The 10801-nt window shown below is 73.2% G+C and carries 12 protein-coding genes; 1 reads left to right on the forward strand and 11 read right to left on the reverse strand.

The window, feature by feature from the left end; genetic code table 11:
* Window positions 1-45: 45 nt before the first annotated feature.
* From der to ACFV57_RS42205, 6 genes are all read right to left on the reverse strand, one after another.
* The gene (der, locus tag ACFV57_RS42180; RefSeq protein WP_385244454.1) at window positions 46-1506 is read right to left on the reverse strand and encodes a ribosome biogenesis GTPase Der; all 1461 of its coding nucleotides are present in this window, start codon (window positions 1504-1506) and stop codon (window positions 46-48) included.
* 65 nt (window positions 1507-1571) lie between these two features.
* Window positions 1572-2300 (reverse strand): lysophospholipid acyltransferase family protein, encoded by a 729-nt coding sequence (locus ACFV57_RS42185; protein ID WP_385244456.1) that lies wholly within the window; start codon window positions 2298-2300, stop codon window positions 1572-1574.
* Window positions 2249-2962 (reverse strand): (d)CMP kinase, encoded by a 714-nt coding sequence (gene cmk, locus ACFV57_RS42190; RefSeq protein WP_385244459.1) that lies wholly within the window; start codon window positions 2960-2962, stop codon window positions 2249-2251. Before cmk ends, ACFV57_RS42185 begins: the two co-directional genes overlap by 52 nt.
* A gap of 154 nt (window positions 2963-3116) precedes the next feature.
* The gene (locus tag ACFV57_RS42195; RefSeq protein WP_385244462.1) at window positions 3117-4202 is read right to left on the reverse strand and encodes a prephenate dehydrogenase; all 1086 of its coding nucleotides are present in this window, start codon (window positions 4200-4202) and stop codon (window positions 3117-3119) included.
* Complete coding sequence (gene aroH / locus ACFV57_RS42200) at window positions 4199-4561, reverse strand: chorismate mutase (protein ID WP_385244482.1); 363 nt, start codon at window positions 4559-4561, stop codon at window positions 4199-4201. The genes ACFV57_RS42195 and aroH overlap by 4 nt, the downstream gene beginning before the upstream one ends.
* 71 nt (window positions 4562-4632) lie before the next feature.
* Window positions 4633-5094, reverse strand: coding sequence for a YidB family protein (locus ACFV57_RS42205; RefSeq protein ID WP_385244464.1), 462 nt, complete (start codon window positions 5092-5094; stop codon window positions 4633-4635).
* A 139-nt stretch (window positions 5095-5233) separates the two neighbouring features.
* On the opposite strand from ACFV57_RS42205, the gene ACFV57_RS42210 reads away from it, so the two are divergent.
* Complete coding sequence (locus ACFV57_RS42210) at window positions 5234-5962, forward strand: DNA polymerase beta superfamily protein (protein WP_385244466.1); 729 nt, start codon at window positions 5234-5236, stop codon at window positions 5960-5962.
* Here ACFV57_RS42210 and ACFV57_RS42215 read toward each other — a convergent pair.
* The 5 genes from ACFV57_RS42215 to ACFV57_RS42235 all read right to left on the reverse strand — a co-directional run bounded on the left by ACFV57_RS42215 (window position 5915) and on the right by ACFV57_RS42235 (window position 10551).
* Complete coding sequence (locus ACFV57_RS42215; protein WP_385244468.1) at window positions 5915-6715, reverse strand: DNA polymerase beta superfamily protein; 801 nt, start codon at window positions 6713-6715, stop codon at window positions 5915-5917. The genes ACFV57_RS42210 and ACFV57_RS42215 overlap by 48 nt on opposite strands.
* Complete coding sequence (locus ACFV57_RS42220) at window positions 6708-7724, reverse strand: ADP-ribosylglycohydrolase family protein (RefSeq protein ID WP_385244471.1); 1017 nt, start codon at window positions 7722-7724, stop codon at window positions 6708-6710. The genes ACFV57_RS42215 and ACFV57_RS42220 overlap by 8 nt, the downstream gene beginning before the upstream one ends.
* A gap of 93 nt (window positions 7725-7817) precedes the next feature.
* Window positions 7818-9014 (reverse strand): pseudouridine synthase, encoded by a 1197-nt coding sequence (locus tag ACFV57_RS42225; protein WP_385244474.1) that lies wholly within the window; start codon window positions 9012-9014, stop codon window positions 7818-7820.
* Window positions 9014-9673, reverse strand: coding sequence for an SMC-Scp complex subunit ScpB (gene scpB / locus ACFV57_RS42230; protein WP_385244477.1), 660 nt, complete (start codon window positions 9671-9673; stop codon window positions 9014-9016). The genes ACFV57_RS42225 and scpB overlap by 1 nt, the downstream gene beginning before the upstream one ends.
* Complete coding sequence (locus ACFV57_RS42235; RefSeq protein ID WP_385244480.1) at window positions 9670-10551, reverse strand: segregation and condensation protein A; 882 nt, start codon at window positions 10549-10551, stop codon at window positions 9670-9672. Before ACFV57_RS42235 ends, scpB begins: the two co-directional genes overlap by 4 nt.
* Between the last annotated feature and the right edge of the window lie 250 nt (window positions 10552-10801).

The following is a 10801-nucleotide window of genomic DNA, read 5'->3' on the forward strand; positions in this document are numbered from 1 at the left end:
GCCCCTCAGGAGCCGCCCCGCCGCCGTTCGCCGCTTCCGCCGCGGCTACTTCTTCTTGCTGCGCTTCTCGCGTACCCGTACGGAGATGTGGATCGGCGTCCCCTCGAAGCCGAACTCCTCACGCAGCCGGCGCTCGACGAAGCGGCGGTAGCCGGCCTCCAGGAAGCCGGAGGCGAAGAGCACGAAGCGCGGCGGCTTGGTGCCCGCCTGGGTGCCGAAGAGGATGCGCGGCTGCTTGCCGCCCCGGATCGGGTGCGGGTGGGCGGCGACGATCTCGCCGAGGAAGGCGTTCAGCCGGCCGGTGGGCACCCGGGTCTCCCAGCCGTCCAGCGCGGTCTCGATCGCCGGGACGAGCTTGTCCATGTGGCGGCCGGTGCGCGCCGAGACGTTGACCCGCATCGCCCACGGGATCTGCACGAGGTCGCGCTCGATCTCCCGCTCCAGGTAGAAGCGGCGCTCCTCGTCCAGGTTGTCCCACTTGTTGTACGCGATGACCAGCGCGCGGCCCGCCTCCACGGCCATCGTGATGATCCGCTGGTCCTGCACGCTGATGGACTCGCTCGCGTCGATCAGGACGACCGCGACCTCGGCCTTCTCCACGGCCGCCGCGGTACGCAGCGAGGCGTAGTAGTCGGCGCCCTCCTGGAGGTGTACGCGCTTGCGGATGCCCGCGGTGTCCACGAACTTCCAGGTCTTGCCGCCCAGCTCGATCAGCTCGTCGACCGGGTCGCGGGTGGTGCCGGCCATCTCGTTGACGACCACCCGCTCCTCGCCGGCGACCTTGTTCAGCAGGGAGGACTTGCCGACGTTCGGGCGGCCGATCAGCGCGATCCGGCGCGGCCCGCCGAGCGCGGTGCCGAAGGTCTGCTCGGGCGCCTCGGGCAGCGCGTCCAGGGCGGCGTCCAGCATGTCGCCGGTGCCGCGGCCGTGCAGCGCGGAGACCGGGTGCGGCTCGCCGAGGCCCAGCGACCACAGCATGGCCGCGTCGGCCTCGCCGGACGGCCCGTCCACCTTGTTGGCGACCAGCACGACGGGCTTGCCGGCCCGGCGCAGCAGCTTGACCACGGCCTCGTCGGTGTCGGTGGCGCCGACCTTGGCGTCCACGACGAAGACCACCGCGTCGGCGGCCTCGATCGCGAACTCGGCCTGCATCGCCACGGACGCGTCGATGCCCAGGACATCCTGCTCCCAGCCGCCGGTGTCGACGACCTTGAAGCGGCGGCCGTTCCAGTCGGCCTCGTAGGTGACCCGGTCGCGGGTGACGCCGGGCCTGTCCTCGACGACCGCCTCCCGGCGGCCGATCATGCGGTTCACCAGAGTCGACTTGCCGACATTGGGGCGGCCGACGACGGCGAGGACGGGCAGCGGGCCGTGTCCGGCCGCGGCGATGTCGCCCTCGACGTCCTCCAGGTCGAAGCCCTCCTGCGCGGCGAGCTCCATGAACTCCGTGTACTCGGCGTCACCAAGCGCACCGTGCTCGTCGCCGGTGGGGGTCTGGTCGTTCATGAAGTCCGTTCCTCGTTCTCCGTCATCGGTGCCCGCTCGTGCGCGGACCGCCGTTCAAGTCTCGTTCAGTGCCCGGTCAGGCGCCTGGCCCGGGCAAGGTGAGCGGTCAGCCGCTCCTGTATGCGCAGTGTCGCCGCGTCCAGCGCCGTACGGGTGCGCCGGCCGCTGCCGTCGCCCGCCTCGAAGGCGTCGCCGAAGACCACGTCGACGCGGCTGCGCAGCGGCGGCACCGCCTTTATGGCCCGGCTGCGGCGCTCCGCGCTGCCCAGCACGGCCACCGGCACCACGGGCGCCCCGGAGCGCACCGCGAAATACGCGAGCCCCGCACGGAGCGACGCGAAGTCGCCCTCGCCCCGGGTGCCCTCAGGGAAGATCCCCAGCACACCGTCGTTCGCCAGCACGGCCAGCGCGTCGGTGACGGCCTTGCGGTCGGTGCCGGAGCGGTCGACCTTCAGCTGGCCGATACCGCGCAGGAACGGATCCAGCGGGCCGACGAACGCTTCCTTCTTGATCAGGAAGTGCACCGGCCGCGGCGCGGTGCCCATCAGCATCGGACCGTCGAGGCCGTGCGCGTGGTTGACCGCGAGGATCACCGGTCCGGCCGACGGCACCCGCCAGGCGCCCAGCACCCGCGGCTTCCACAGCCCGTACATCAGGCCGATGCCGATCCGCCGCCCGACCGCGGCGCCGCCCGCGCTGGGCGCCCGGCCGCCGTCCGCGCCCGCCGCGCCGGCGCCGCGTGTCACCGCGCCGCCTTCGCGGCCATCGCCGCCTCGGTCAGGGTGACGACACACTCGATGACCTGCTCCAGCGTGAGGTCGGTGGTGTCCACCTCGACCGCGTCGTCCGCCTTGACGAGCGGCGAGGTCTTGCGGGAGGAGTCGGCCGCGTCCCGCTTGACCAGCGCGGCCCGGGTGGCCGCCAGGTCGGCGGCGTCCTTGCCGGTCAGCTCACCGCTGCGGCGGGCCGCGCGGGCCTCCGGCGACGCGGTGAGGAAGATCTTCAGGTCGGCGTCGGGCAGCACGGTGCTGCCGATGTCCCGGCCCTCGACGACGATGCCCTCCGGGGCCCCGGCGGCGATCTCGCGCTGCAGCTCGGTGATCCGGGTCCGCACCTCGGCGACCGCGCTGACGGCGCTGACGGCCGAGGTGACGTCCTGGGTGCGGATCGGACCCGCGGCGTCCAGGCCGTCCACCGTGATGGTCGGCGCGGCCGGGTCGGTGCCGGAGACGATCACCGGCTTGACCGAGGCGTCCGCCACGGCCACCGCGTCGTTCACGTCGACCCCGTTGCTCAGCATCCACCACGTGATCGCGCGGTACTGGGCACCGGTGTCCAGGTAGCCCAGCCCCAGCTTGGCGGCGACGGCCTTGGAGGTGCTGGACTTGCCCGTGCCTGCGGGGCCGTCGATGGCGACAATCACTGCAGCCGGGGCGGTCCGGGCGGGGGTTTCCACGGTGTCGGGCACCTTCCTCGATCACGGGGCGGGACGGGGGCCACGGTGCGGGGCCCCGCACAAGGTTACTGGCAAGCAGCGGCGCCCCGTGCAGCCCGTACACCCCGGCCGCCGGGTCCGGGCCCCGGCAGCGGACCGGCGCCGCCGCCCGCGCCTACTGGCGGATCGACCAGCCGCGCTCGCGCAGCTCCGCCGTGAGGACCGGCACCGCCTGCGGCTCGACCATGAGCTGTATGAAGCCCGCCTGCTGGCCGGTGGCGTGCTCGATGCGTACGTCCTCGATGTTGACCGCGGCCCGGCCGGCGTCCGCGAAGATCCGCGCCAGCTCGCCGGGCTGGTCGCCGATGTGCACGGAGACGATCTCGTACGCGGCCGGCGCGGCGCCGTGCTTGCCCGGCACCCGCTCGCGGCCCGCGTTGCCGCGCAGCAGCACGTCCTCGACGCCGCGCGCGCCCTCGGCCCGCTCGTCCTCGTCGGCCGCCTCCAGTGCGCGCAGCGCCCGTACGGTCCGCTCCAGGTCGGCCGAGACCTCGCCGAGCACGTCGGCGACGGGCCCCGGGTTGGCCGAGAGGATGTCCATCCACATCCGGGGCGCGGACGCGGCGATCCGCGTCACGTCCCTGATGCCCTGCCCGCACAGCCGTACGGCGGTCTCGTCCGCGCCCTGGAGACGGGCGGCGACCAGGCTGGAGACCAGCTGGGGCGTGTGCGAGACGAGCGCGACGGCCCGGTCGTGGGCGTCCGCCTCCATGACGACGGGCACCGCGCGGCACAGCGCGACCAGCTCCAGCGCCAGGTTGAGCACCTCGGTGTCGCCGTCCTTGGCCGGGGTGAGCACCCACGGCCGGCCCTCGAAGAGGTCGGCGGTGGCGGCGAGCGGGCCGGAGCGCTCCTTGCCCGCCATCGGGTGCGTGCCGAGGTACGCCGTCAGGTCGCAGCCCAGCGCCTCCAGCTCACGGCGCGGGCCGCCCTTGACGCTGGCCACGTCGAGGTAGGCCCGGGCGGCGCCCCGCCGCATCACCGTGGCCAGTGTCGTCGCGACGTGGGCGGGCGGTACGGCCACCACGGCCAGGTCGACCGGGCCCGGCGGCTCCTCGGCCGTGCCCGCGCCGAGCGCGGCGGCGGTCTCGGCCTGCGCCGGGTCGTGGTCGGCCAGGTACACCTGGACGCCGCGGGCGTGCAGCACGAGGGCTACGGAGGTGCCGATCAGGCCGGTGCCGATGACGAGCGCGGTCCTCACTGGGCGATGTCCTTCCGCAGGGCCCCGGCGGCACCGAGGTAGACGTGCGCGACCTCGGCCTTGCTGCGGTCGGTCTCGACGTGCGCGAGGACGCGCACCACGCGCGGCATGGCGCCGGCGATGTCCAGTTCCTGCGCGCAGATCAGCGGGACGTCGGTGATGCCCAGCTGCCGGGCGGCCACCGCGGGGAAGTCGCTGTGCAGATCGGGGGTGGCGGTGAACCACACGCTGATCAGGTCGTCCGGAACCAGGCCGTTGCGCTCCAGGACCGCGGTCAGCAGCGCGGACACCCGCTCGCGCATGTGTCCCGCTTCGTCCCGTTCCAGTTGCACGGCCCCGCGCACCGCCCGTACCGCCACGTAACCGCTCCCCTGAATCTCCTGTACGGCACGACGCACCACGCGCCCGCCGCCGACTTCTTCCGGCCAGCCTAGTCAGTGGTCGGGGGCCGACGGGCGACGAGGGCCTGGAAGGCGGGGTCCTGCGGTATCTCGCCGTCGGGTGTCAGCCGGTCCACGGCCTGCGGCAGTGTGTGCGCGAGCTGCTTCGCCGCCTCCCGGGCACTGACGCCGTTCTCCTCGGCTATCCGCCGCAGGGTCTCGCCGGGCAGTGCCTGTTCGACCTGCTCGGCGGTGACCGGCTCGTTGGCGCCGTGCCCCACCCAGGAGTGCGCCTGCCGTCCCAGTTCCCCCTGGAGGAGCTTGCCGAGCACGATGTGGACGCCGCCGCCGGGACCGCCCGCCCGGCCGGAGCCGCCGGGTGTGCCGTGGCCTTTGGGTCCGGTGGCGCCGAGCGCCCCCATCAGCGACCCGATGAGGTTTCCCGCCGCGCCGCCCCGGCCGCCGCCGGGAAGCCCGCCCGCCGGTCCCCCGAGGTCTGGTGATCCCGTCATGTCCGTGCCTTTCCGCGCATTGCCGGCAATTTCGATGCGGACCGCGCGACGAGCGACTCCTTCAAACGTACCGACGCCCGGCGTTTCCGCCACCCGAAACCAGGTGGCGCACACCGCTCCCACCAGCCACAATCCCCTCATGCCGACCCCCGCCACCGGTCACGCCCTGGTCACCGGCCACACCGTCTACGCCTGCGTGATGGGCTCGCGCGCCTTTGGGCTCGCCACCGACGACAGCGACACCGACCGGCGCGGCGTCTACCTCGCCCCCACCCCGCTGTTCTGGCGCTTCGAGAAGCCGCCGACCCACGTGGAGGGGCCGCGCGAGGAGGAGTTCTCCTGGGAGTTGGAGCGCTTCTGCGAACTGGCGCTGCGCGCCAACCCCAACATCCTGGAGTGCCTGCACTCCCCCCTCGTCGAACACGCCGACGCCACCGGCCGCGAACTGCTCGCGCTGCGCGGCGCCTTCCTCTCCCGCCAGGTGCACAGCACCTTCACCGGCTACGCGACCGGCCAGCTCAAGAAAGTGGAGGCGGACGTACGGCAGCACGGCGCGCCCCGCTGGAAGCACGCCATGCACCTGCTGCGGCTGCTGCGCACCGCCCGCGACCTGCTGCGTACGGGCGTGCTCACGACGGACGTCGGCGAGGCGCGCGAGGACCTGCTCGCCGTCAAGCGCGGCGAGGTCCCCTGGGGCGAGGTCGAACGCCGGATGACCGTACTGGCCGGGCAGGCAGCGGCGGCCGAGTCCGGCTCCCCGCTGCCGCCGGAGCCGGACCGCCGCCGTGTCGAGGACTTCCTGTACCGCGCCCGGCGCGCGTCAGCGCTCCGGCACGCCGAGCCGGGCCCGTACGACGAGGTCGTGTAGCGCGTCGTGGCCGCCGGGGGCGTCCGGCAGCGCGGAGGCGGCCTGCGCCGCGTCCAGCCGGCCGTGCAGCTCCGCCACGTCCGCCCGCAGCCGCGCCGCGTCCACCAGCTCGCCGGCCGCCCCGTGCTCCGCCTCCGCCTTGGCCGCGACCAGCTCCGGTACGTACGAGGGCGCCGCCACCAGCCCGGCCAGGGTGGGCAGATGCGCCTGCACCTCGCCGCTCCCCATCAGATGAATGCCGGTCAGCAGCACCCGCAGCGTGTAGAGCAGCGGCTTCAGTTCGCCGGTCTTCCCGAAGAGCCGCCACTGGGTGTTCGCGAAGCCCCGGTAGTGGTGGGCGTGATGGCGGGTGAGGACGGCGGGCGCGAGTGCCGTCAGCTCCTCGTGCACCGCGCTCGTGCGCACCACCAGCGGCGAGAGCAGCTGCTCCAGCACGTAGCCGTTGCGCCGCAGCAGCAGCCGCGCGAACTTGCGCAGGTCGTGCGTGACGAGGTCCACCTCGACGCCGTCCCGGTCCGCCATCCAGGAGCGGGTCTCGTCCGGCTCCCGCAGCCCGACCAGCGCGGCGGTGGGCAGCAGGTGCGCCCCGCGCAGGTCCACGTCCGAGTCGCGGGACGGGAAGCCGTACAGATGCGCGCCGGAGACCGTCGCGAAGACCAGCGGGTCGCCCTCCCCCGCCGTCACCTCACCGAGGTCCAGATCGGGCAGCCCGGCCGCCCGCAGCGCCGCGCCGTCCCACGCTCCGTCAGACATCCCACACCTTCCCCAGTCCCACCAGCTGGTCGCGGTACTCGATCCGGCCCGCCCACTCCTCGGGCCACGCCCCGGCGCCCAGGTGCGCGCCCGCGAAGGCGCCGGCGAGGCAGGCGATCGAGTCCGAGTCGCCGGAGGAGCAGGCGGCGCGGCGCAGCGCGGTCAGTGGCTCGGTCGGGAAGAGCAGGAAGCACAGCAGGCCGGTGGCGAGCGCCTCCTCGGCGATCCAGCCGGCGCCGGTGGCCAGGCAGGGGTCGGCCTCCGGGTCCGGCGCGCGCAGCGCCGCGTCCAGCCGGTCCAGCGCCCCGAGGCAGTCGTCCCAGCCGCGGGCGATGAAGTGCTCGGGGCCCGGGTCCTGGGCGTGCCGCCACAGGTCGCCCAGCCAGTCGGCCCGGTAGGCGGTCCGGCTCCCGACCGCGTACGAGCGCAGCAGCCCGGTCAGCTCCTGCGGTCGCGCGCCCTGCGTGAGCATGTGCACGGCGTACGCCGTCAGGTCGCCGGCGGCGAGCGCGGTGGGGTGCCCGTGCGTGAGCGCGGACTGCAGCTGCGCGGCGCCGGAACGCTGTTCCGAGCTCAGCTGCGGCATCAGCCCCACGGGCGCCACCCGCATGTTCGCGCCGCACCCCTTCGAGCCGGTGCGGCTGGCCTCGGCCCAGGGACGTGCGGCGTCGGCGAGCAGGCGGCAGGCGGTGAGGCAGGTGTTGCCGGGCGCCCGGTTGTTGTCCGGGGAGCGCCACCACTCGACGTACTTCTCCCGTACGGGCGGGACCAGGTGCGCGGCGTCCAGCCCGCGGACGCCGCCCGCGCTCGCCACGGCCTTCCGCAGGCCGAGCCCGAGGGCGATCGTCATCTGCGTGTCGTCGGTGACGTACGCGGGATCGGGCAGGGCCATCTCACGCCACGGGCCGTACCGGGCCTCGATCGCGCGTACATCCTGGAACTCGGTCGGGTACCCGAGCGCGTCACCGAGCGCCAGCCCGATGAGCGATCCGGTCGCGGCGGACGCCATGAAAAGAACCACCCCTTAATCGTCACAGTGACAATAAGGGGTGGCCCTACCCGTCGACAAGGCGCCGGGACCCGGCCTTTCGGCCCTCGGCTCCTAGAGCTCGACCTCGCGCATCAGCATGCCGACCTCGGTGTTGGTCATCCGCCGCAGCCAGCCGGACTTCTGGTCGCCCAGCGAGATCGGCCCGAAGGCCGTCCGCACCAGCTTGTCGACCGGGAAGCCCGCCTCGGACAGCATCCGGCGCACGATGTGCTTGCGGCCCTCGTGGAGGGTCACCTCGACCAGGTAGTTCTTGCCGGTGTTCTCCACCACCCGGAAGTGGTCGGCGCGCGCGTAGCCGTCCTCCAGCTGGATGCCGTCCTTGAGCTGCTTGCCCAGGTCACGCGGCAGCGGGCCCTGGATCGCGGCCAGGTAGGTCTTCTTCACGCCGTACCGCGGGTGGGTCAGCCGGTGGGCCAGCTCGCCGTGGTTGGTGAGCAGGATGATGCCCTCGGTCTCCGTGTCCAGCCGGCCCACGTGGAACAGCCGCGTCTCGCGGTTGGTCACGTAGTCGCCCAGGCACTGCCGCCCGTCCGGGTCCTCCATCGTCGAGACGACACCGGCCGGCTTGTTCAGCGCGAAGAAGAGGTACGACTGCGTGGCGACCGTCAGGCCGTCCACCTTGACCTCGTCCTTCTCCGGGTCGACCCGCACACCCTGCTCGGTGACGATCCGCCCGTTGACCTCGACCCGCGCCTGGTCGATCAGCTCCTCACAGGCACGGCGCGAGCCCATGCCCGCACGGGCCAGCACCTTCTGCAGGCGCTCGCCCTCCTGGTCACCGAACGTCTTCGGGGTCTTGATCTGCGGCTTGTTGTGGCGGGCGCGGTTGCGCTCCTCCACCTGCGCGTCGTACTCACGCGGCCGCGCCGGAGCCTGCCCACGACCGCGCTGCTGCGGCCCCTTGCCCCCGGGCTTGCCGCCGCTCTTCGGGCTGGTACGGGGACCACCCTTGGCGCCGCCACGGGCAGCCGCGCCGCGGCCCCTGCGCTCGCCGTCACGCTCCGGAGCACTGCCACGGCCGCCGGAGCCGCCGCGTCCGCCCTGACCGCCGGAACCACCGCGGCCACCGGAGCCGCCCCGGCCCGCGCCCGCGCCGTCGCCCCGGCCCTGGCCGCCCTCGCCCACGTCGTAGCGGCGCTCCTCGGGACGGGGCCGGCCGGCGCGCTGCTGCTTCTCGTCCTTCTTGTTGCCCGCACCCCGGTAGTTGCCCCTACCGGCGTCCCTGTTGTTCCTGCCGCTGCTTCGCATCAATGATCCGTCTGAGAGTCGCCGCTGTCGTCTACGTCGAACGACGGAACACCTTCCCGGGAATCGCCCTCGACCGCCTCCGCCTCCGGGAGGAAGGGAGCGAGCTCCGGGAGCTCGTCCAGGCCGCGCAGGCCCATCCGCTCCAGAAAGTAGTTCGTCGTCCTGTACAGGATCGCACCTGTTTCAGGTTCCGTCCCCGTCTCCTCCACCAGACCACGCTGGAGAAGGGTGCGCATCACGCCGTCACAGTTCACCCCGCGTACGGCCGAGACCCGGGAACGGCTGACCGGCTGACGGTACGCGACCACGGCCAGAGTCTCCAATGCGGCCTGCGTCAGCCGGGCCTGCTGCCCGTCCAGCACGAAGCCCTCCACGGCGTCCGCGTACTCCGGCCGCGTGTAGAACCGCCAGCCCCCGGCCACCAGCCGCAGGTCGAAACCGCGCCCCTGCCGGGTGTAGTCCTCCGACAGCTCCCGCAGCGCCAGCGCCACCTCCCGGCGGGGCCGCTCCAGCACCCTGGCCAGGTGTTCCTCGGTCGCGGGCTCGTCCACGACCATCAGCACCGCCTCCAGCGCGGGCCGCAGCTCCAGGTCCGCCACACCGAGCGCCCCGGCCGGGGCGCTCCGCGCCTCCCCGTACGCCACCTCCACGTCACTCACCCCGCATCCTCCTCACCCTCACCTGCCGGCGCCTCCGGCCCGGGTTCCCGGTCGAACTCGTCCGTAACAACCGGATCGGCCTCCGCCCCGCCCGTCCACCGGACCGTCAGCGCGCCCAGCGCCTGATCCTGGTCCAGCTCCACCACACGCTCCCGGTACAGCTCCAGCAACGCGAGAAAGCGGGCGACGACCGTGAGCGTGTCCGGCGCGTCCTCGGCCAGCTCCGCAAACCCGGCCACCCCCGCGGCGCGCAGCCGCGCCACCAGCACCTCGGCCTGCTCCCTGACACTGACCAGCGGCGCGTGGATGTGATCCACGTACACCTGCGGCCTGGCCCTGGGCTGCATCGCCTTCACCGCGAGCCGGGCGAACCCCTCCGCACCGATACTGATGGCGACCTCGGGCAGCAGCTCGGCGTACTGCGGTTCCAGTCCGACCGTACGGGGATAACGGCGCCCCTCGTCCTCCAGCCGCTCACTGAAGATGTCCGCGATGCGCTTGTAGGCGCGATACTGGAGCAGCCGCGCGAACAACAGGTCACGCGCCTCCAGCAGCGCGAGGTCCGCCTCGTCCTCCACCTCGGCCGCGGGCAGCAGCCGCGCCGCCTTGAGATCGAGCAGCGTCGCCGCGACAACCAGGAACTCCGTGGTCTGGTCGAGGTCCCAGTCCGGCCCCATCGCCCGGATGTGCGCCATGAACTCGTCCGTCACCTTGGACAGGGCGACCTCGGTGACATCCATCTTGTGCCTGGAGATCAGCTGAAGCAGCAGGTCGAACGGCCCCTCGAAGTTCTCCAGCCGCACGGTGAACCTGCCGTCACCGCCCGCAACGTCCTCGGCGTCCTCGACGGACGGGGCGTGGTCTTCGGTGATGGTCATCGCGGTCCAGGAGGGGGTTGACGGGGTCCCCCAGAGCGTAGCCGTCCCGGGGGGGGGTAGCGCTCGCACCTTCGGCGCGGTTTGTCAGGTTTGCCGTGTGGGGGTGCGCGATGTGCGCTGTCGGTCCGGTGGGTGGGGGCTCGGGCCCACGCAGGGGTCACTCCTCGACACCGTGTACGTCATCGGGGAAGTTAGTAGTGAACCCAGATACCCGGCTGCTCTGCGGGGAGACCCCTGCGTGGACCCGAGC

This window comes from Streptomyces sp. NPDC059788 (assembly GCF_042732265.1).
In the GTDB taxonomy this organism is placed as follows: Bacteria; Actinomycetota; Actinomycetes; order Streptomycetales; family Streptomycetaceae; genus Streptomyces.

Excerpts from the sequence above, each read along its gene's own strand:
- ACFV57_RS42210 (WP_385244466.1), top strand. The coding sequence starts at position 5,234 with ATGCCGACCCCCGCCACCGGTCACGCCCTGGTCACCGGCCACACCGTC.
- ACFV57_RS42220 (WP_385244471.1), bottom strand. The coding sequence starts at position 7,724 with ATGGCGTCCGCCGCGACCGGATCGCTCATCGGGCTGGCGCTCGGTGAC.
- der (WP_385244454.1), bottom strand. The coding sequence starts at position 1,506 with ATGAACGACCAGACCCCCACCGGCGACGAGCACGGTGCGCTTGGTGAC.
- ACFV57_RS42205 (WP_385244464.1), bottom strand. The coding sequence starts at position 5,094 with ATGACGGGATCACCAGACCTCGGGGGACCGGCGGGCGGGCTTCCCGGC.
- ACFV57_RS42235 (WP_385244480.1), bottom strand. The coding sequence starts at position 10,551 with ATGACCATCACCGAAGACCACGCCCCGTCCGTCGAGGACGCCGAGGAC.
- ACFV57_RS42225 (WP_385244474.1), bottom strand. The coding sequence starts at position 9,014 with ATGCGAAGCAGCGGCAGGAACAACAGGGACGCCGGTAGGGGCAACTAC.
- ACFV57_RS42215 (WP_385244468.1), bottom strand. The coding sequence starts at position 6,715 with ATGTCTGACGGAGCGTGGGACGGCGCGGCGCTGCGGGCGGCCGGGCTG.